Here is a 20,659-nt window from a genome sequence, read left to right as displayed (position 1 = left end):
GCGCGCCCGCGCTCACACCAGGCGGCGGATCTCCCCGCGCACGCGGTAGAACCCTCCCGGGGCCGGATGCAGCCCGTCCACCACGTACCGGGCCCCCGCCTCCCGGATGCCCCGCGGGAACTGCACGTTCCACGACGTCTCGAAGCCGCCCGAGACCACCTGCACCCGTGTCCGACCGCCCTGCTGGACGCACTCGACCACCACGCCGCCCGCGGGCGCGACCGTCACCGTCGCCACCGCGGCGGCCGAGGCCGCCGGGGTGAACACGGGCAGCGCCGCGGCCGACTTCACGTCCATCGCGGTCGGCACCGAGCCCTGCTGGGCCGCCGCGATGGCCGCCTCGCTCGCGTCCACGCACACCAACGAGCCGTCGGTGGTCACCAGGTACAGCCGCTCGTCCAGGTACTGCATCGACAGCGCGGAGCCGCTGCCCGTACCCAGCTTCCACAGCCGCTGCCCATCGGCGTCGAAGCAGTACACCGACGAGGAGGAGTCACCCGCGAAGACGTGCCGGCCGTCGGGGGAGGTCGCGCACGAGTACACCGAACCGTCGCACCGGTAGGTGGCCTCGACGGCCCCGGTCGCCTTCGCGATCCGCTCCACGGTGTAGCGGGAGGTCCCCGCGTACACCGCGTGGTCCTCCTGCCAGCCGAAGAGCACCTGGCCCTTGGTCGGCGCGTGCCACAACTCCCCGGAACCGTCCTGGGCGTACGCCGTCACGCCCGAGGAGTGTCCGTGGTAGACCGCGTCCCCGTCCGCCCGGACCATCCACCCGTTGGAGCCGGCGGACTTGCGCGACCACTGGAACTCGTCCTCGTGGTCGATGACCGTCAGACCGCCGTTGCGGTCGGAGACGGTGAGCACGCCCTCGCGGATGTCCAGCCAGAAGATGTCCACGTCCGCCGCGATGTCGTAGGCCCCGAAGGGGACCTTCGACGACAGGTCGTAGACCGTGCCGTCGTCGCAGCCCGCATAGATCCAGAACTCGTCCGCCACCAGGCACTTGACCCCGTCCGGCAGCGAATAGCGGGCCAGTACCTCGCCGCCGTGGCTCAGCGTGTAGACGTCGCCCGCCTGGTTGCCGACCCAGCACCGGTCCTCGTCCACGCGGATCCCGAAGGCCGAGGCCCCGGTGCGGAACCGCCACAGCACCGGCGCCACCGCCCGCGCGGTCGACGGTGCCGAGGTCACCTCGCGGCGGGAGACGGCGCGCGCCGTCCGCTGCCCCTGTACGGCCGGTGCGTACCCCTTGCGGACCTTCTCCCCGACCTTCTTCGCGGCGGCCGCCCGCGCCTTCTCGATGGTCGGGAAGGAGGAGTTCTGCAGCTGCCCGTCGGCTCCGATCCGGCCGTAACGCACCGAGACGGCCGTGCCGTCCACGGTCACCTCATAGAACTTGTGCGCGCCGCCACCCTCTTGCGACAGCTCCAGGTACGTCGTCTCGCGAGCCATGACAGACCCCTCCCCAAGGTCGGGCCGACGGCTCTTTCGCGTCGGTGATCCCTTGATGAGAAACGCTACGGGTGAGGACTGACAATGGGACCGTGCAGCTGGAAGCGATCACATGGGAGGGGATGGCCGAGCGGCTCGCGGGCCATCTCGACGGCGCCCCGCAGGACCCGGGCGGCGGTGCGCCCTGGCTACGGGTGGCCGTGGACGGTGCGCCCGCCGCCGGTACGGACGTGCTCGCCGACCGGCTCGCGGACGCCCTGCGCCGGCGCGGCCGTTCGGTCCTCGTCGTGCCCACCGGTGGCTTCCTGCGGCCGGCCTCGCTGCGCTTCGAGTACGGCCGGCGGGACGTCGACGCGTACCTCGGCGGCTGGTACGACACGGCCGCGCTCTGGCGCGAGGTCATCGGGCCGTTGGATCCCGGCGGGACCGGCCGGGTGCTCCCGGATCTGTGGGATCCGGTCACGGACCGGGCGACCCGGAGCCCGTACGTGGCGCTGCCGGCGGGTGGGGTGGTGATCCTGCACGGACCGTTCCTGATGGGGCATTGGTTCCCGTTCGACCTCAGCGTCCACGTCCGGCTCTCCGCCGGGGCCCTGGCGCGGCGTACGGCCGAGGACGAACGCTGGACCGTGCCGGCCTTCGCGCGCTACGACGCCGAAACGGATCCCGGGTCGGCGGCCGACGTCCTGGTCCGCGCCGACGACCCCAGGCACCCGGCCTGGACCGGCGTCCCGCACTGACCCTTGGGGGCCTGCGGATCCCGTCGGTCCCCGACGTGCCCTCCGGGGGCGCCTCAATCGCCGGCGGGGCTGGTTGGGTTCGGCCGGTCCTCGGCGTGTTCTCCGGGGGCGCCCCAATTGCCGGCGGGGCTGGAGGGGTTCGGCCCCGGGAGGTCCGCGCCCGCTGGCCGGGGGAGGTGGACGGGGCGGGCTATGGTCTTCCGCCCAGGCGGGTCACCGCCACCGCTCCCGCGCGGCAGCCGGCCCGCGCCGCTTCCACCGGGTCCGCGCCCGCCAGTCGGGCCGCCAGGAAGCCGCCGGTGAAGGCGTCGCCCGCGCCTGTGGAATCCACCGCCAGGGCGGGCTCCGCGGTGACCTCCGCGGTCACCCGGCCGCCCTCGGCGACCAGCGCCCCGGCCGCCCCCCGGGTCACCACGACCAGCGGCACCCGCAGGCTCAACTCCGCCGCCGCCCGGGCCGAAGGGGCAGGCCCGGGCAGACCGGCCAGCAGCCGCGCCTCGTCCTCGTTGGGCAGCAGTGCGCCGGCCCCCGCGACGGCGTCGAGGAAGCGGTCCACCCCCAGCGCGGCCAGGAACCCGGCCGATGCGGGGTCCACGCTCACCGCGATCCCGCGCTCCCGCGCCGAGCGCAGTGCCAGGCGGGCCAGCTCGCGGCTGGTGTCCCCGAAGAACAGGTAGCCGGACAGGTGCAGATGGGCCACCCCGTCCAGCAGGTCCGGGGTCCAGTCGGCCCGGGAGAGGCGGAGCACGGCCCCGCTGTCGGTCAGGAAGGTCCGTTCCGCGTCCTTGCCGACCAGCGCCACCACCGTCCCGGTGGGCTCCACCGGGTCGACCACCAGAAGCGGCCGCACCCCGGCGGCCAGCAGGGCGCGTTCGTGCCACTGCGCCGACTCCGCGCCCACCCGCGCGAGCAGCGCGACGTCGGCGGCTCCCTGGTGGGCCGCCCAGCAGGCCGCGTTGGCCCCGGCGCCGCCGGGCATCGTACGGATCCGGGCCGGTGTGTCGGTGGCCGGAGCGAGCGGCTCCAGGTGCACGGCCACCACGTCCGTGACCACGTCCCCGACGACCAGCAGACTGCCGGCGAACTCCGCGGCCGGCCCGCCCCCCGGCCCGGTCACCAGGCCGCCCACGCCGCCGCGATCCGCGCACCCAGGCGCACGTTGCCGCGCACCGCCGCCAGGTTCGCCTCCAGCGAGGCCCCGCCGGTCGCGCGGACCAGGAAGTCGAGGAGGAACGGGGTCACCGCCTGCCCCGTGACGCCGCGTTCCCGGCACTCCGCGAGGGCCCGGGCCAGTACCCGGTCGTGCAGGTCCGGATCGAGCTGGTCGACCTCGGGGACCGGGTTGGCGACCAGCAGCGCGGACCCGGGCCCGCCCAGGGCGTCCTGAGCGGCCATCACCCCGGCCACCTCCTCCGGCCGGTGCACCGTCCAGTCGACGGGCTCGCCGGAACTGCTCAGGTAGAAGCCGGGGAACCGTTCCGTCCCGAAGCCCAGCACCCCCACCCCGAGCGTCTCCAGCCGTTGGAGCGTGGCCGGCACGTCCAGGATCGACTTCACCCCCGCGCAGACCACCGTGATCCGGGTCCGGGCGAGCAGCGACAGGTCGGCCGACTCGTCCTGCGCCCGCGCCCAGTCGCGGTGTACGCCGCCCAGCCCGCCGGTGGCGAAGACGCGCAGCCCGGCCCGCGCGGCCAGGAACGCCGTCGCCGACACCGTGGTGGCCCCGGTGGCGCCGGCCGCCATGGCCGGGGGCAGGTCCCGGTGCCCCAACTTGCGCACGCCGTCGCCGTTGGCGATCCGCTCCAGCTGTGCCTTGTCGAGCCCGGCGTACGGCACCCCGTCGAGCACCGCGACGGTCGCCGGAACCGCTCCCTCCGAGCGGACGATCGCCTCCAGCTCCAGGCCCACCTGGAGATTGCGGGGTCGGGGCAGGCCGTGCGCGAGGATCGTCGATTCGAGGGCGACGACCGGTCGCTGCTCCGCCAGCGCGTCGCGCACCTCTTCCGACAGGACGGGAACCGCTGTGTGCTGTGACATGTCCCCATCCATGGCACGGGATCCGCGCCCCCAAACGCGCCCCCGGCCCAACTGTCCGAGATGCGCGGGGTGCGTCGGCCCGTGATCCGGGCCCGCGCCCTGGACAGGGTGACTCGTGCGCCCCGCCGATCCTGGACGACCTGGCCACCGCGCGCGGCCGTCCCGCCGGGCTAGTGTTTCGCGCCATGAGCACCGAAGACCCCGCCGCCCCGTCCGCCCCCGCGGCCCCCGATACAGGTCCCGCCTCCTTCGCCGTGTCCGTGCCCGACGTACCGGACGCCGAGCTGGAGACCGAGGAGCTCGACCCGGGACAGATCGTCTCCGGCGACCCCGTGGTGACGGGCAAGGTGCTGTGGGAGTCCGCCGACGGCAAGCAACTGCGCGGGATCTGGCAGATCACCCCCGGAGTGGTCACCGACACCGAGGCGAACGAGCTGTTCGTCGTCGTCAGCGGCCGGGCCACCATCGAGATCGAGGGCGGCGGGCGACTGGAGGTCGGCCCCGGCACCGCCTGCGTGCTCCGGGAGGGCGACAAGACCACCTGGACCGTGCACGAGACGCTGCGCAAGGCCTACCACATCAGCCTCTGACGAGCCGCTGGCGAGACCCCTGACCAGCCTCCGCGCCCGTCAGTCCGCGACGGCTCCCGCATCCGCCCCGGCGCCCTCGACGGGCGCGGGGTGGCGGCGCGCCGTGAAGAGCGCGAGCCCGGCCATCGGCAGCAGCAGCGCCGCCCCGACGGCGTTGAGCCAGCCGTAGCCCGCCTGGGAGACGATCAGCCCGGACACGGCGCCGCCGACGCCCGCGCAGGTGTTCATGGTCAGGTCGGACAGGCCCTGTACCGCGGCCCGCGCGGCCTGTGGCACCGAGTCCGTCAGCAGCGCGGAACCGGAGACCAGCCCGGCCGACCACCCCAGCCCCAGCAGGAACAGGCCCGCCGCGGTCTGCGCGTGGTTCGCCCCGGCGGTGCCCGCGAGCAGGGCGGCGATCGAGAGCAGCCCTGCCGCCAGGCCGATCACCGACAGTCTGCCGAGCCGGTCCGCCAGCCAGCCCATCACCGGGGAGAAGGCGAACATTCCGGCGATGTGGCCGCTGATCACCAGCCCGATCAGTTGGAGGTCGGCGCCGTGGTGCCCGAGGTCCACCGGGGTCATCACCATGATCGAGACCATGGCGGTGTGGGTCACGGCGACCGTCACCAGAGCCAACCGGGCCCGGGGGGAGGCCCGTACGGCGGCGAAGGCGGCCCGCAGCGAGCGGCCCGCGGCCGTCTGCTCGGCCGGGCCGGCCAGTGCGCGCGCGGCCAGCAGCGGATCCGGCCGCAGCAGCACGCCGATCAGCAGTGCGGTGAGCAGGAAGATCCCGGCGGCCCACAGGAACGGGCCCGCCTTGTCGGGTATGGACGTCCCCGCGAAGCTCCGGCTGGCCGGGGCCGAGAGATTGGGTCCCAGCACCGCGCCGATGGTCGTGGCCCACACGACCGTCGAGATCGCCCGGGCCCGCCGGTCGGGGGCCGCCAGGTCGGCGGCGGCGAACCGGCACTGGAGGTTGGCGGAGGAGGCGGCGCCGAAGGCGGCCATGCCGAGCAGCAGCAGCGGGAAGTTCTTCAGCACGGCGGCCAGCACCACGAGCCCGCCGCCGACCGCGCCGATCACATAGGCCAGGACCAGCCCCGCCCGTCGCCCGCGCGCGGTCATCAGGGCCGCGAGCGGCAGCGAGACCAGGGCGGTGCCGACGACGGAGGCCGTCGAGGCCAGTCCGGACACGGCCTCGGTGCCGCTGACCTCGGTGGCCAGTACGGGGGCCAGCGCGATGCTGATCGGTATGCCGAGCCCGCCCAGGACCTGCGCGGCTATGAGCACGCCGGAGGTGCGCCGGCGCAGCCGGGGCAGGTCGGCGTCGGTCAGCCCCCGGACCTCGCGCTCCTTCCGCTCCTCGCGGGTCGAGCGGGCCGCGGGGGCCGTGCGGGCCGTACGGTCCGGTCCGGCGGATCCGGGCGAGCGGTCCGTACCGTGCGGGGCGCTCACGACGTGCACCTCCGGTCCTTCGGACAGGAGCGGACGGGCGGTGCGGGGCGGGGGACGGCGGGCTGGGCCGCGGCAGCAGTCACCGGCGCAGTGTCGCACCGCCCGCCCCGTGGGGGAACCGGTGGCGGCTCCGCGGGCGGACCGGATCGTCGCTGGTCAGCACCTGGTCAGCACCTGGTCAGCAGCTGATCGACACCGGGTCGCCAGCCTGCCGGTACCGCCCTCAGAAGAGCGGCTCCGGCAGGACGCCCTCCAGCGCCAGCAAGGTCCGCTTGGTCTCCACCCCGCCGCCGAAGCCGCCGATCCCGCCGCCGTTCTCCACGACCCGGTGGCAGGCCACCACCAGCGGCAAGGGGTTGGATCCCATCGCCGCGCCCACGGCCTGGGCCGCGCCGGGCTGGCCGACCCGGGCGGCCAGCTCGCCGTACCCGACGACCGCCCCGTAGGGAACGGAGCGGTCGAGCTCCTGGAGGACCTGGCGGTGGAAGCCGGAGCTGAGCCGCCAGTCCAGCGGGAGACGAAAGCGCCGCAGGTCACCGGCGAAGTAGGCGGCGAGCTGACGTATGGGCTCGGCCAGCAGCACCTCTTCGCCCGGCGCCGGACGGAAGGCCGCCGCGCCGAGCCGGTCGATCAGCGGCCCGGCCGTCTCGGGCGATGCATGGAAGGAGACCTTGACCAGACCCTCGGGGGTCGCGGCGAGGAGGAGCGGACCGATGGCGCTCGCGACCACGGTCCATTCGAGGTGCGGCCCCCGGGGCCGCTCGGTGCTGTCCACACGACCACCGTACGATGCCGCACCGACAACGCTCCGGGGCCGCGGGTCGCGGGGCGTCGTCGGCCGGGGCGGCCCCGGAGCGCGGGAGCCGTCAGTAGCCGTACACCGTACGCCGCACCAGGTCGGGCCGGTTGCTGATGATGCCGTCCACGCCCATCTCCACGACCCGCTGGGTCGTGTCCGGGTCGTCCACGATCCAGGTGTCGACCTCCATGGCCTTGCCGTGCGGCCCCCGGAGGGCGTGCACCCGCGCCACCCACTCGGCGTTGATCTCCCGGAACCAGGGGTTGATCCGGTCGGAGAACGCGGCGTACCGCTCCAGGTCCTCCTCCGGCGGCGCGCCGAGGAAGGCCGTCACCACGTCCGGCCGCATCCGGTGCACCAGGGCCACGGAGTCGGCGCTGAAGCTCTGCACGACCAGGCGGGAGGCGACGTGCCGCGCGTCGAGCCAGCCCCTGCTGTCGAGCAGGTCGAGGATCTCGCGCTCGATCCCCGGGTACAGTTCCGGCTTCTTGACCTCCAGCAGCAGCCGGCCCTGATTGAGCTGGACCCGGTCGAGGTACTCGCGCAGCGTCGGGATCCGGGCGCCGGCGAACTCGGGGCGGAACCAGCTGCCCGCGTCGAGCCGGGCGATCTCCGCCGCCGTGAAGTCCTTCACCCGCCAGGGGCTGCGCTTCGGGAACACCTTCTGGACGTCGGTGGTCCGCTTGAGGGTGTCGTCGTGGATCACGACGAGCACGCCGTCCTTGGTGCGCTGGACGTCGTTCTCCACCCAGTCCATGCCCAGCTGAGCGGCGAGGTCGATGGAGGCCAGCGTGTTCTCCGGGGCGTAGGCCGACGCCCCCCGGTGCGCGTACACCACGGGGAGCCCGAGCAGCCCGGCCAGCGGCGGCGCCTTCGGCCCGGCGTGGGGAGCCGCGGCCGGTCCGGCCTTCGGGCCGCCCGTCCGCAGCGGCGGCGGCGTGGCGGAGGCCGGGCCGGCCAGTGCGGAGAGGGTGATGCCGAGCACGGCGGCAGCCGCGGCAACGGTTCGGACGTACATGTGCGGTCTCCTCGGGTCACGGGTCATGAAGGGGGCGACCGGCGGCCCGGCCGGACGCGCGGACGGGCGGGGGACGTCGGGCGGTGATGGCCGTATCCCGCCCCTCTTGGCGTATCTGACGGTCTGTCGTGAAATGTGACTCATCGCGATAATGCCGTTCACGATCCGGCCGTCGCCACCGAACTACGACAAACGGACCAGGGTCACCCTGCGTGCCGAGTCGTCACCGACGCGTGTCGTGCGCTGGTCGGACGGGGGTCGGGCGCCGGGCGCGGGGCCCGCGGGGCGCGCGGACGCGTGAGTGTCAGTGGGGGGCCGTACGGTTGACCCATGCGGCCCGTATCGAAGATCGAACGCACGGTGGCGCCTTTCGAGGTCGTCAGTTCCTACCAGCCCAGCGGTGACCAGCCGGCGGCCATCGCCGAGCTGGAGCAGCGCATCCGCGCGGGTGAGAAGGACGTGGTCCTGCTCGGTGCGACCGGCACCGGAAAGTCGGCCACCACGGCCTGGATGATCGAGAAGCTCCAGCGTCCGACGCTGGTCATGGCACCGAACAAGACGCTGGCCGCCCAGCTGGCGAACGAGTTCCGCGAGCTGCTCCCGAACAACGCCGTCGAATACTTCGTCTCTTACTACGACTACTACCAGCCCGAGGCGTACGTCCCCCAGTCGGACACCTACATCGAGAAGGACTCCTCCATCAACGAGGAGGTGGAGCGGCTGCGCCACTCCGCGACCAACTCGCTGCTGACCCGCCGCGACGTCATCGTGGTCGCGTCCGTCTCCTGCATCTACGGCCTCGGCACCCCGCAGGAGTACGTCGACCGGATGGTCCCCCTCAAGGTCGGCGAGGAGTTCGACCGCGACCAGCTGCTGCGCCGCTTCGTCGACATCCAGTACACCCGCAACGACGTCGCCTTCACCCGCGGCACCTTCCGGGTGCGCGGCGACACCATCGAGATCTTCCCCGTGTACGAGGAACTCGCGGTCCGCATCGAGATGTTCGGCGACGAGATCGAGGCGCTCTCCACCCTGCACCCGCTGACCGGCGAGGTCATCAGTGAGGACCGCGAGCTGTACATCTTCCCCGCGAGCCACTATGTCGCCGGGCCCGAGCGCATGGAGAAGGCGGTCGCGGGCATCGAGGTGGAGCTGGCCGACCGCCTCGCGGAGCTGGAGAAGCAGGGCAAGATGCTGGAGGCCCAGCGGCTGCGCATGCGCACCACCTACGACCTCGAAATGATGCGCCAGATCGGTTCCTGCTCCGGCATCGAGAACTACTCGCTGCACATGGACGACCGCGAGCGCGGCAGCGCGCCCAACACCCTCATCGACTACTTCCCCGAGGACTTCCTCCTCGTCATCGACGAGTCGCACGTCACCGTGCCCCAGATCGGCGCGATGTACGAGGGCGACGCCTCGCGCAAGCGGACCCTGGTCGACCACGGCTTCCGCCTGCCCTCCGCGCTGGACAACCGTCCGCTGAAGTGGGAGGAGTTCCAGGAGCGGATCGGTCAGACGGTCTACCTGTCGGCCACCCCCGGCAAGTACGAGCTCTCCCGCGGCGACGGGTTCGTCGAGCAGATCATCCGACCCACCGGCCTGATCGACCCCGAGGTCGTCGTCAAGCCGACCGAGGGCCAGATCGATGACCTGGTGCACGAGATCCGCCAGCGCGTCGAGAAGGACGAGCGCGTCCTGGTCACCACCCTGACCAAGAAGATGGCCGAGGACCTCACGGACTACTTCCTGGAGCTGGGCATCGCCGTCCGCTACCTGCACAGCGACGTGGACACGCTGCGCCGGATCGAGCTGCTGCGCGAGCTGCGGGCCGGTGAGTACGACGTCCTGGTCGGCATCAACCTGCTGCGCGAGGGCCTCGACCTGCCCGAGGTGTCCCTGGTGGCGATCCTCGACGCCGACAAGGAGGGGTTCCTGCGCTCGGGGACCTCGCTGATCCAGACCATCGGCCGCGCCGCGCGCAACGTCTCCGGCCAGGTCCACATGTACGCGGACAGGATGACGCCGGCGATGGAGAAGGCCATCGAGGAGACCAACCGGCGGCGGGAGAAGCAGGTCGCCTACAACACCGAGCACGGCATCGACCCGCAGCCGCTGCGCAAGAAGATCAACGACATCGTCGCCACCATCGCCCGCGAGGAGGTCGACACCGAGGAACTGCTCGGCAGCGGCTACCGCCAGCAGAAGGGCGGCAAGGACGCGAAGGCCCCCGTACCCGCGCTGGGCGGCCGTGCGGCCAAGGGCGGCAAGGGCGAGGTGCTGACCGACCGCCCCGCGGCCGAACTGGCCTCGCTGATCGAGCAGATGACCGAGCGGATGCGGGCGGCCGCGGCCGAGCTGCAGTTCGAGGTCGCGGCCCGGATCCGCGACGAGGTGGGCGAGCTGAAGAAGGAGCTGCGGCAGATGAAGGAAGCGGGCCTCGCCTGAGCCGTGGCCGGTCAGTAGTGTTCGGGCGTGGAACAGCCACAGGCACGCGCTGCCTGGGGGTGGCTATGGAGAGGGGACAGCACGTGACGGTCAACATGACCAAGGGTCAGGCCATCAGTCTGCAGAAGTCGGACGGAGGGACGCTGACCGCGGTCCGGATGGGCCTCGGCTGGCAGGCGGCCAAGCGCCGCGGCCTGTTCGGCAGTCGTACCCGGGAGATCGACCTGGACGCCTCGGCCGTGCTGTTCGCCGGCAAGGAGCCCATGGACGTGGTGTTCTTCCGGCAGCTGCAGAGCAAGGACGGCTCGGTCCGGCACACCGGTGACAACCTGGTCGGCGGCGCCGGTCAGGGCGGCGACGACGAGTCGATCCTCGTCGACCTGGCGCGTGTGCCGGTGCACATCGACCAGATCATCTTCACGGTGAACTCGTTCACCGGGCAGACGTTCCAGGAGGTGCAGAACGCCTTCTGCCGCATCGTCGACGAGACCAACGGCCAGGAACTGGCCCGCTACACGCTCGACGGCGGCGGTCAGTACACCGCGCAGATCATGGCGAAGGTGCACCGCGCGGGCACCGGCTGGAAGATGACGGCCCTGGGCAACCCGGCGAACGGCCGGACCTTCCAGGACCTGCTGCCGGCGATCCTGCCGCACCTGTAAGCCGGCGCGCCGCAGCAGGCGCACGGGAGAACGCGTACGACGGGGGAGGGGCTGCACGATGACGGCCGAACTGGTCCGGGGGCAGAACCACCCCTTGTCCCGGCACCGGGTGGAGATCAGGGTCTCGGCGGGCACACCCGTGCTCGCCGGGGCCGCGCTGGGCGACGACGGGGGCCGGTTGGCCGACCCCGGGTCGCTGGCCCACCCGGGGGAGCCGCGGGTGCCCGGCCTGGAAGTGCCCGTGGCCGCCGCCGCGCGGCACGCCTTCGAGGTCGACCTGGACGCGGTGCCCGCCGTCGTCCACCGGATCGGGATCGTGCTGGCGCTGCCGCAGGGCGGCCCGACCCGGTTCGGTGCGGTCGCCGCGCCGTACGTGGCCGTGGCCGCCCCCGACGGCGCCGAGCTGGCCGGTTACACCCTGACCGGACTGGACGCGGAGAGCGCCGTCATAGCGGTCGAGCTGTACCGCCGCCAGGGCGCCTGGAAGGTGCGCGCCGTCGGCCAGGGGTACGCCGACGGGCTCCCGGCCCTTCTCGCGGACCACGGCCTCAGCGTCCGAGACGCCGCGGATCTGGCCGCCCGCGCCCACGCGGCCGGCGGCGCCGTGCCGGGCCCCGCCCCCGCCACCGCGGTGCCCACGGGCGCGGCGGCCGGCGCCGCGCCGCCGGCCGCCGGATCGCCGTACTCCACCCCCTCGGCCGCCCCGGGCGGCGCGCCCGCGCCCGCGCCGGCCTCCTCGGACACCCCGACGCCGTTGGCGACCCCGGTGGTGCCCCGGACCCCGGTCCCCGGCCCGGTGCCCCCGCCGCCGCCCGCGGACCCCGCGCCCGGCCCCGACCCGGAGGGCCCGCCCACGATCAGCTACGCCCACCCGCGCCGCGACCGCACCACGGAGCCCCCGCAGCCCGCCCCACAGGCCCCGCCGGCTCAGCCCGGGGAAGCGCCACGCCCGGTCGCCGGCGACGCCACCGGCTGGTCCATGGACGAGCGGCTGTACAACCAGGTCTGGGGCATGTTCGAGGACCTGGCCCGCTCGGTCTCGGCCTACCGCAGCGCCGCCGACTTCGCCGAGTCCCGGCTGGAGCGCGAGCTGGACGCGGCCCTCGCCGACCCGCGCAGCCGCCTCGGCGGATCCGGGGACGGCGCCCGCGAGAGCGCCAGGGCCCGCCGCGACGAGCTCGTCTCCCAGGCCCGGGCCGTCCTCGACCGCGACCTCGCCCAGCTCAAGGCGGAGGTGGAGGTGGTCGAGCCCGCGCTCCCCGCCGCCTTCGCCGGCTGGGCCAACCCGGTCTGGCACGCCCACCGGATCCCCGCCGAGGCCCCGCTCGCCCTGCGGCTGGGCGATCTGCACCTGCCCGAGTGCCCGGAGCTGCGCATCCCGATGCTGGTGCGGTTCCCGATGGAGCGCGGCCTGTGGATCGACAACGGCCGCACCGGCTCCGAGGCGGCGATGATGGCGGACACCGCCCCGCTGCGCCGGGCCGCCATGGACATGGCCGTCGCGCACGCCGTGCGCCTGCTCGCCGTGCACCCCGCGGGCCGCTTCTCGGTCCACGTCATCGACGCCGCCGGGGCCGGGGCGTCCTCGCTGGCCCCGCTCGTGCGGGCCGGCGTCCTGGCGGCGCCGCCCGCCGCCGGCTCCGCCGGAGTCACCGAGACCCTCGCGCGGCTCACCCGCCGGGTGGACCTCGTACAGATGGCGGTGCGGGCGGGAGCGCCCGAGGACCTGCCGCCGGACCTGGACACCGCCGAGCAGCTGCTCGTCGTCCACGACTTCCCGCACGGCTTCGACGACCGGGCCGTCACCCAGTTGCGCTACCTGGCCGACGAAGGTCCCGCGGTCGGCGTCCACCTCCTGATGGTGGCGGACCGTGACGAGGCGTCGGCGTACGGGCCGCTGCTGGACCCGCTGTGGCGCTCGTTGATGCGGCTCTCCCCGGTGCCGGACGACCACCTCGCCGATCCGTGGGTCGGCCACGCCTGGACCTTCGAGGCGTCCTTCCCGCCGCCCGGCAGTCGGGTCCTGGACCAGGCGCTGGAACGGATCGCGGAGGCGCGGAGGGGGCGCGGCATCTGATCGGTGCGGCCCCGCCGGGCCGCACCGGCTGACCATTCCCTGACCTTCTCTTGGTTATCCCTTTACCTTATGCGCCCGAGACGGGTACGCTGGTGTCTGCGGAGGGGAGTATTCCTGCTTTCCTGCTACGACGTGCCCGTCAATACGGACCGTAACCGGTCCCGGGGCGTCGGCCCACGGCCTCCAGGTCGCCCGGGTGGAAGAGACCTCCGGCAGCGATGACGCTGACGAAGTGCTGAGCCATCCGCCGGAGGCGTGTTCAACGTGGACGTTTCGTGGACCCTTTGGGTGCTGACCATTCTCGGTCTGGGCATCCTCATCGGAGCCGATTTCTTCATCGGCCGTAAACCGCACGACGTATCGATCAAGGAAGCGGGCATCTGGACGGTCGTCTGGATCGCCCTCGCCGCGCTCTTCGGCCTCGGCCTGCTGTTCTTCGGCAACGGCCAGGCCTCCCAGGAGTTCTTCGCCGGCTTCATCACCGAGAAGTCGCTGAGCGTCGACAACCTCTTCGTCTTCGTCCTGATCATGGCGAAGTTCGCGGTGCCGTCCCACCTCCAGCAGCGGGTGCTGCTCGTGGGCGTGCTGATCGCCCTGGTGCTGCGCGCGATCTTCATCGCGGCCGGCGCGGCGATCATCGCCAGCTTCTCCTGGGTCTTCTACATCTTCGGCGCGTTCCTGATCTACACCGCGTGGAAGCTCATCCAGGAGGCCCGCAAGGACGAGGAGGACGAGGAGTTCGAGGAGAGCCGCCTGCTCAAGACCGTGGAGAGGAAGTTCGGCGTCGCCGACAGCTACCACGGCACCAAGCTCTTCATCCAGAAGAACGGCAAGCGCGTCCTGACGCCGCTCATGGTCGTCATGCTCGCCATCGGCACGACCGACATCCTCTTCGCCCTGGACTCCATCCCCGCGATCTTCGGCCTGACCCAGGACCCGTACATCGTCTTCACGGCCAACGCCTTCGCCCTGATGGGCCTGCGCCAGCTGTACTTCCTCATCGGCGGCCTGCTCAAGAAGCTGGTCCACCTCAGCTACGGCCTGTCGATCATCCTCGGCTTCATCGGCGTCAAGCTCGTGCTGCACGCCCTGCACGAATCCGGGGTGCACGTCCCGCTGATCTCCATCCCGGTCTCGCTCGGCGTCATCTGCGGCGTCCTGGTGATCACCACGATCACCAGCCTGATCGCCTCGAAGAAGCAGGCGGCGGCCGAGGCCGCCGCCCAGGAAGCCGAGCACCAGGACAGCGTCGGCAGCTGACCCGGAGCCGCGCTCAGGCGGGGGCGGCCGCTTCGGCCGCCCCCGCCGCCGCGCGCACCACCGCCGGATTCGTCTCCGGCAGCAGGGCGAAACAGACCAGGCTGACCAGGGAGATCCCGGTCAGGTACGCGCCCACGCCCCACGCCGGCCCCGAACCGTCGGCCAGCGCCGTGGCCACGACCGGCGTCAGCGCCCCGCCGAGCACCCCGCCCAGGTTGTAGCCGACGGCCGCCCCCGTGCACCGCACCCGCGGCGGGTACAGCTCCGGCAGGTACGCGCCCACCACCGCGAACATCGTCACCATGCCCAGCAGCGCGCCGAGGCAGCCCAGGGTCATCAGCAGCGGATCGGCCGTCCCGAGCAGGGCCACCAGCGGGAACATCCACAGCGCGCAGGCCGCGCTCCCGGCCAGACAGAGCGGGCGGCGCCCGTACCGGTCGCCCAGCACCGCCACCAGTGGGGTGAGCGCGCCCTTGAGGGCGACGGCGACCATGATGCAGGCGAGCATCACGCTGCGGCCGACCCCCAGGTGCTCGGTCGCGTAGGCCAGGGACCAGGTGGTCACGGCGTAGAAGACGGCGTAGCCGACGGCGAGCGCCCCGCCGGTGAGCAGGAGCAGGCGCCAGTGGCCGCGGACCACCTCGGCGATCGGCGTGGTCGCCCGCCGGTCGTCGGCGGCCAGGGCGCGGAACTCCGGGGTCTCCTCCACCGATCGGCGCAGCCACAGGCCCGACAGGGCGAGCAGCCCGGCCGCCCAGAAGGGCACCCGCCAGCCCCAGGAGGTGAACTGGCCGTCGGTGAGCGTCGTGGACAGCCCCAGCATCAGCCCGTTCGCCAGCAGGAACCCGACGGCCGGGCCCATCTGCGGGAAGCTCGACCACAGCCCGCGCCGGCCCTCCGGGGCGTGTTCGGCGGTCAGCAGCACCGCCCCGCCCCACTCGCCGCCGAGGCCGAGGCCCTGGAGGAAGCGCAGCAGGAGTAGGAGCAGCGGGGCGCCGACACCGATCGAGGAGTACGTCGGCACGCAGCCCACCGCCACCGTGGCGAGGCCGGTCAGCAGCAGGGACGCCAGCAGCACGGGCCGCCGGCCGTACCGGTCGCCGACGTGCCCGAAGAGCACGGAGCCCAGCGGGCGGGCGAGGAAGCCGATGCCGAAGGTGCCGAAGGCCGCGAGGGTGCCGGCCAGGTGCGAGAAGGTGGGGAAGAACAGGGGGCCGAGGACCAGGGCCGCGGCGGTTCCGTAGACGAAGAAGTCGTAGAACTCGATGGCGGTCCCGATGAGGGAGGCCGAGGCCAGGCGCAGCATCGAGGGCGGCCGGCCGGGGTGCGGGGAGCGATCTTGGTGCATGGTGCAGCAGATACCCCGGTCCGCGGGGCCGGGGGAGCGGAACGCGGATCCTCCACCGGAAGGAGTGCCGCGCCGCACCGGTGTTGACGTGGGCCGCGCCTCCCGTCGGGGAGGCGCGGCCCGGTCGTTCGGGTGCGGGCCGACCTACCAGCCGCGCTCGCGCCACTCGGCGACGTGCGGGCGCTCGGCGCCGATCGTGGTGTCGTTGCCGTGGCCCGGGTAGACCCAGGTCTCGTCGGGGAGCTGGCCGAAGAGCTTCTCCTCGACGTCGTCGATCAGCCGGGCGAAGGCCTTCGGGTCGCCCCAGGTGTTGCCGACGCCGCCCGGGAAGAGGCAGTCGCCGGTGAACACGTGCGGGTGGCCGTGCGGGTCGTCGTAGACCAGGGAGATCGAGCCCGGGGTGTGTCCGACCAGGTGGCGGGCGGTCAGGACGATCCGACCGAAGGTGATCGTGTCCCCGTCCTCCACGGCGACGTCGGTGGGCACCGGGATGCCCTCGGCGTCGTAGCGCCCGGCGTAGGTCCGGGCCCCGGTCGTGTCGACGACCTCCCGCAGCGCGCCCCAGTGGTCGCCGTGCTGGTGGGTGGTGACGACCGAGGTGATGCCGTCGTCACCGATCAGGGAGAGCAGGGTGGGGGCCTCGGCGGCCGCGTCGATCAGCAGCTGCTCGCCGGTCGCCCGGCACCGCAGCAGGTAGGCGTTGTTGTTCATGTCGCCGACGGCGACCTTGGAAATCATCAGGTCCGCGAGTTCATGCACGTCGGCCGGACCGCCGACCTTCACCGCTCCGCTGTAGGTCATGTCCTGAATCCTAGAGCGGCGGGAGCAGGGGGAGGGGGCCGCCCGCCGTGCTGAGGGCGTCGCCCTTGTCGCCGCGGCCCGCCAGCCAGGCCAGGAGCTGGGCCGGGGTGCCGGACAGGGTGACGGGGGCGCCCTCGGCGCCGCCGGTGTGCCAGGTGCGGCCGTCGCCGGGGGAGAGCGTCACGGGCGGCACCTCCGGGTGTCCGGACCAGCGGTCGGCCAGGAACTCGATCTCCCGGGCGGTGAACTCGTCCGGGAGGTCCGTCAGCTCGTAGCCGATGCCGAGGTCCACGTGGTGCAGCTCGATCTCGACGAGGCGGCGGAAGGGGATCCGGGAGGCGCTGTCGGTGACCCCGTTGCGCAGCTCGACCGTGCGGGACCAGTCCTGGGGCGCGTCGGCCACGGCCTGGAACGCGGCGGCGGAATTCCGGACGTCCTCCAGCTGTTCCACCAGGGGCCGAGCGGCATCGCGCTGGATGTCGGCGTCGCGCGCGGTGGCGCTCTCGTACATGGGGCGCCCTTCGAACACGTTCACGAGGGCGTCCGCGTTGCGGGCGAGGTGGGCGAGTACGTGGCCCCGGGACCAACCGGGCAGGCGTGACGCCTCGGCCACGGCCGCGTTGTCCAGTTTCGTGGCCGCGGTCAGCAGTCGGTCCGTGGCTTCACGCAGGGATCGCAGGTCGTGCGCATGATCAATCATGAGCCGACCCTAGCGCCGCCACACGATCGGGTGAAGCGCTCTTCGGAGTGCCGGAAATCGAATGCACGTGCTATACGCTCGGAGGAGCACACCAGACCACCCAGCGGCGCCTCCCGACCCCCATACTCTGGACGGCCGGGGCCCGTCCCCCGCTCTCTCAAGAAAGGTGCGGACCGGCGTGACCGACCGTCTCATCGTTCGTGGCGCTCGCGAGCACAACCTCAAGAACGTCTCGCTCGACCTGCCCCGCGACTCACTCATCGTCTTCACCGGACTCTCCGGGTCGGGCAAGTCCTCCCTGGCCTTCGATACGATCTTCGCCGAGGGCCAGCGCCGCTACGTCGAGTCGCTGTCGTCCTACGCCCGCCAGTTCCTGGGGCAGATGGACAAGCCCGACGTCGACTTCATCGAGGGCCTCTCCCCGGCCGTCTCCATCGACCAGAAGTCGACCTCCCGCAACCCGCGCTCCACCGTCGGCACCATCACCGAGGTCTACGACTACCTCCGCCTCCTCTTCGCCCGCATCGGCAAGCCGCACTGCCCCCAGTGCAGCCGTCCGATCGCGCGACAGTCGCCGCAGGCGATCGTCGACCGGGTGCTCGCGCTGCCCGAGGGCAGCCGCTTCCAGGTGCTCTCGCCGCTCGTGCGCGAGCGCAAGGGCGAGTTCGTCGACCTCTTCGCCGACCTCCAGACCAAGGGCTACAGCCGGGCCCGGGTGGACGGGGAGACGATCCAGCTCTCCGAGCCGCCCACGCTGAAGAAGCAGGAGAAGCACACGATCGAGGTGGTCGTCGACCGCCTCACCGTCAAGGACGGCGCCAAGCGGCGGCTCACCGACTCGGTGGAGACCGCCCTGGGCCTCTCCGGCGGCATGGTGATCCTGGACTTCGTCGACCTCGCCGAGGACGACCCCGAGCGCGAGCGGATGTTCTCCGAGCACCTCTACTGCCCGTACGACGACCTGTCCTTCGAGGAGCTGGAGCCGCGCTCCTTCTCCTTCAACTCGCCCTTCGGCGCCTGCCCCGAGTGCACCGGCATCGGCACGCGCATGGAGGTGGACCCCGAGCTGATCATCCCCGACGAGGACAAGTCCCTCGACGAGGGTGCGATCTCCCCGTGGTCACTGGGTCACACCAAGGACTACTTCCAGCGGCTGATCGGCGCGCTCGCGGGCGAGCTGGGCTTCCGCACGGACATCCCCTGGGCCGGGCTGCCGCAGCGGGCCAAGAAGGCCCTGCTGCACGGCCACAAGACGCAGATCGAGGTCCGCTACCGCAACCGCTACGGGCGGGAGCGGGCGTACACCACGGCCTTCGAGGGCGCCGTGCCCTTCGTCAAGCGGCGGCACTCGGAGGCGGAGAGCGACACGAGTCGCGAGCGCTTCGAGGGCTACATGCGCGAGGTGCCGTGCCCGACCTGTGAGGGCACCCGGCTCAAGCCGATCGTGCTCGCGGTGACCGTGATGGAGAAGTCCATCGCCGCGGTGTCCGCGATGTCGATCAGCGAGTGCGCCGAGTTCCTGGGCGAGCTCCGCCTCGACGCGCGCGACAAGAAGATCGCCGAGCGGGTGCTCAAGGAGGTCAACGAGCGGCTCCGCTTCCTCGTGGACGTCGGTCTGGACTACCTCTCGCTCAACCGCGCGGCCGGCACCCTGTCCGGCGGCGAGGCCCAGCGCATCCGACTGGCCACGCAGATCGGCTCCGGTCTGGTCGGCGTGCTGTACGTGCTGGACGAGCCGTCGATCGGCCTGCACCAGCGCGACAACCACCGGCTGATCGAAACGCTGGTCCGGCTGCGGGACATGGGCAACACGCTGATCGTCGTCGAGCACGACGAGGACACCATCAAGGTGGCCGACTGGGTCGTGGACATCGGCCCCGGCGCCGGTGAGCACGGCGGCAAGGTCGTGCACAGCGGTTCGCTCAAGGACCTGCTCAAGAACACCGAGTCGATGACCGGGCAGTACCTGTCCGGGAAGAAGTCCATCGAACTGCCCGACGTGCGCCGGCCGGTGGACGAGAGCCGCAAGCTCACCGTCCACGGCGCGCGGGAGAACAACCTGCGCGACATCGACGTGTCGTTCCCGCTGGGGGTGCTGACCGCAGTCACCGGTGTGTCCGGCTCCGGCAAGTCCACGCTGGTCAACGACATCCTGTACACGCACCTGGCGCGCGAGCTGAACGGCGCCCGGACGGTTCCCGGGCGGCACACCCGGGTGGACGGCGACGACCTCGTCGACAAGGTCGTCCACGTCGACCAGTCGCCGATCGGCCGCACCCCGCGGTCCAACCCGGCGACGTACACCGGTGTCTTCGACCACGTGCGCAAGCTGTTCGCGGAGACCATGGAGGCGAAGGTGCGCGGCTATCTGCCGGGCCGCTTCTCCTTCAACGTCAAGGGCGGCCGGTGCGAGAACTGCTCCGGTGACGGCACGATCAAGATCGAGATGAACTTCCTGCCGGACGTCTACGTTCCGTGCGAGGTCTGCCACGGAGACCGGTACAACCGGGAGACGCTGGAGGTCCACTACAAGGGCAAGTCCATCGCCGAGGTGCTGAACATGCCGATCGAGGAGGCCCTCGGCTTCTTCGAGGCGGTTCCGACGATCGCCCGGCACCTGCGCACGCTGAACGAGGTCGGGCTCGGCTACGTCCGCCTCGGCCAGTCCGCGCCGACCCTCTCCGGCGGCGAGGCGCAGCGCGTGAAGCTGGCGTCGGAGCTGCAGAAGCGGTCGACGGGCCGGACGGTGTACGTGCTCGACGAGCCGACGACGGGTCTGCACTTCGAGGACATCTCGAAGCTGATCAAGGTGCTGTCGGGGCTGGTCGACAAGGGGAACTCGGTGATCGTCATCGAGCACAACCTCGACGTCGTCAAGACCGCGGACTGGGTCATCGACATGGGCCCCGAGGGCGGCTACGGCGGCGGCCTGGTGGTCGCGGAGGGCACGCCGGAGCAGGTGGCCTCGGTCGGGGCCAGCCACACCGGCAAGTTCCTGCGGGACATCCTCGGTGCGGAGCGGGTCTCCGATGCCGCGGTGGCGGTGGCGCTGCCCGCGGCGAAGAAGCGGGCCCCGGCGAAGAAGACCGCGGCCGCGGCGAAGAAGGTGGCCGCGACCAAGGCCACCGCCAAGAAGGCGGCGGCCCCGGCGAAGAAGGCGACCCGGGCCCGCAAGGCCTAGGGGTGTTGCCCCGGCCCCGGCCCCGGTGCCGTCGCGTCCGGGGCCGGGGCCGGGGCCGGGGTCGGCTGTGCGCCCGCGGCACGCCGGGGCTCCGCCCCGGGGCTCGCGC

The 20,659-nt window shown here is 72.5% G+C and carries 16 protein-coding genes; 7 read left to right on the top strand and 9 right to left on the bottom strand.

Annotation, left to right across the window (positions count from 1 at the left end):
- Positions 1 to 12: 12 nt before the first annotated feature.
- Positions 13 to 1,452, bottom strand: coding sequence for a WGR domain-containing protein (locus ACIBEA_RS09185; protein WP_399259211.1), 1,440 nt, complete (start codon positions 1,450 to 1,452; stop codon positions 13 to 15).
- A 92-nt stretch (positions 1,453 to 1,544) separates the two neighbouring features.
- Between ACIBEA_RS09185 and ACIBEA_RS09180 the strand changes: the two genes are divergently transcribed.
- On the top strand, positions 1,545 to 2,192 hold the full coding sequence (locus tag ACIBEA_RS09180; RefSeq protein ID WP_399259210.1) for a uridine kinase: 648 nt from the start codon (positions 1,545 to 1,547) through the stop codon (positions 2,190 to 2,192).
- A gap of 190 nt (positions 2,193 to 2,382) precedes the next feature.
- Here the strand turns inward: ACIBEA_RS09180 and ACIBEA_RS09175 are convergent, their stop codons facing one another.
- Together ACIBEA_RS09175 and ACIBEA_RS09170 are read right to left on the bottom strand one after the other, a co-directional pair.
- Positions 2,383 to 3,312 (bottom strand): carbohydrate kinase family protein, encoded by a 930-nt coding sequence (locus ACIBEA_RS09175; protein WP_399259529.1) that lies wholly within the window; start codon positions 3,310 to 3,312, stop codon positions 2,383 to 2,385.
- On the bottom strand, positions 3,306 to 4,229 hold the full coding sequence (locus tag ACIBEA_RS09170; protein WP_399259209.1) for a pseudouridine-5'-phosphate glycosidase: 924 nt from the start codon (positions 4,227 to 4,229) through the stop codon (positions 3,306 to 3,308). Before ACIBEA_RS09170 ends, ACIBEA_RS09175 begins: the two co-directional genes overlap by 7 nt.
- A gap of 185 nt (positions 4,230 to 4,414) precedes the next feature.
- On the opposite strand from ACIBEA_RS09170, the gene ACIBEA_RS09165 reads away from it, so the two are divergent.
- Complete coding sequence (locus ACIBEA_RS09165) at positions 4,415 to 4,819, top strand: cupin domain-containing protein (RefSeq protein WP_399259208.1); 405 nt, start codon at positions 4,415 to 4,417, stop codon at positions 4,817 to 4,819.
- A gap of 39 nt (positions 4,820 to 4,858) precedes the next feature.
- Here the strand turns inward: ACIBEA_RS09165 and ACIBEA_RS09160 are convergent, their stop codons facing one another.
- The 3 genes from ACIBEA_RS09160 to ACIBEA_RS09150 all read right to left on the bottom strand — a co-directional run bounded on the left by ACIBEA_RS09160 (position 4,859) and on the right by ACIBEA_RS09150 (position 8,073).
- The gene (locus ACIBEA_RS09160) at positions 4,859 to 6,136 is read right to left on the bottom strand and encodes an MFS transporter (RefSeq protein ID WP_399259528.1); all 1,278 of its coding nucleotides are present in this window, start codon (positions 6,134 to 6,136) and stop codon (positions 4,859 to 4,861) included.
- Positions 6,137 to 6,479: 343 nt separating this feature from the next.
- On the bottom strand, positions 6,480 to 7,031 hold the full coding sequence (locus ACIBEA_RS09155) for a methylated-DNA--[protein]-cysteine S-methyltransferase (protein ID WP_399259207.1): 552 nt from the start codon (positions 7,029 to 7,031) through the stop codon (positions 6,480 to 6,482).
- Positions 7,032 to 7,122: 91 nt separating this feature from the next.
- Positions 7,123 to 8,073 carry a glycerophosphodiester phosphodiesterase gene (locus ACIBEA_RS09150; protein WP_399259205.1) on the bottom strand — a complete coding sequence of 317 codons (951 nt, stop codon included), beginning with the start codon at positions 8,071 to 8,073 and terminating at the stop codon, positions 7,123 to 7,125.
- A gap of 330 nt (positions 8,074 to 8,403) precedes the next feature.
- On the opposite strand from ACIBEA_RS09150, the gene uvrB reads away from it, so the two are divergent.
- The 4 genes from uvrB to ACIBEA_RS09130 all read left to right on the top strand — a co-directional run bounded on the left by uvrB (position 8,404) and on the right by ACIBEA_RS09130 (position 14,520).
- Positions 8,404 to 10,521 carry an excinuclease ABC subunit UvrB gene (gene uvrB, locus ACIBEA_RS09145; protein ID WP_399259204.1) on the top strand — a complete coding sequence of 706 codons (2,118 nt, stop codon included), beginning with the start codon at positions 8,404 to 8,406 and terminating at the stop codon, positions 10,519 to 10,521.
- Between the two features lie 83 nt (positions 10,522 to 10,604).
- Complete coding sequence (locus ACIBEA_RS09140; RefSeq protein WP_399259203.1) at positions 10,605 to 11,183, top strand: TerD family protein; 579 nt, start codon at positions 10,605 to 10,607, stop codon at positions 11,181 to 11,183.
- Positions 11,184 to 11,241: 58 nt separating this feature from the next.
- Positions 11,242 to 13,260 (top strand): TerD family protein, encoded by a 2,019-nt coding sequence (locus tag ACIBEA_RS09135; RefSeq protein WP_399259202.1) that lies wholly within the window; start codon positions 11,242 to 11,244, stop codon positions 13,258 to 13,260.
- 264 nt (positions 13,261 to 13,524) lie between these two features.
- Positions 13,525 to 14,520, top strand: coding sequence for a TerC/Alx family metal homeostasis membrane protein (locus ACIBEA_RS09130; RefSeq protein WP_399259200.1), 996 nt, complete (start codon positions 13,525 to 13,527; stop codon positions 14,518 to 14,520).
- A gap of 13 nt (positions 14,521 to 14,533) precedes the next feature.
- On the opposite strand, the gene ACIBEA_RS09125 is transcribed toward ACIBEA_RS09130, so the two are convergent.
- The 3 genes from ACIBEA_RS09125 to ACIBEA_RS09115 form a co-directional block, all read right to left on the bottom strand.
- Positions 14,534 to 15,868, bottom strand: a complete 1,335-nt coding sequence (locus ACIBEA_RS09125; RefSeq protein WP_399259199.1) for an MFS transporter — start codon at positions 15,866 to 15,868, stop codon at positions 14,534 to 14,536.
- Positions 15,869 to 16,012: 144 nt separating this feature from the next.
- Entirely contained in the window at positions 16,013 to 16,669 is a 657-nt protein-coding gene (locus ACIBEA_RS09120) for an MBL fold metallo-hydrolase (RefSeq protein WP_399259198.1), read from the bottom strand.
- A gap of 10 nt (positions 16,670 to 16,679) precedes the next feature.
- Positions 16,680 to 17,369: a maleylpyruvate isomerase family mycothiol-dependent enzyme gene (locus ACIBEA_RS09115; RefSeq protein WP_399259197.1), complete on the bottom strand. Its 690-nt coding sequence runs from the start codon at positions 17,367 to 17,369 to the stop codon at positions 16,680 to 16,682.
- Positions 17,370 to 17,547: 178 nt separating this feature from the next.
- Between ACIBEA_RS09115 and uvrA the strand changes: the two genes are divergently transcribed.
- Positions 17,548 to 20,550, top strand: a complete 3,003-nt coding sequence (uvrA, locus tag ACIBEA_RS09110) for an excinuclease ABC subunit UvrA (protein WP_399259196.1) — start codon at positions 17,548 to 17,550, stop codon at positions 20,548 to 20,550.
- The last annotated feature ends 109 nt before the right edge of the window (positions 20,551 to 20,659 follow it).

The organism is Streptomyces sp. NPDC051555, from assembly GCF_044454405.1.
Classification (GTDB): Bacteria; Actinomycetota; Actinomycetes; order Streptomycetales; family Streptomycetaceae; genus Streptomyces.
Note: the sequence above shows the minus strand (reverse complement) of the source record. Positions and strands in the feature narration are given on the sequence as shown.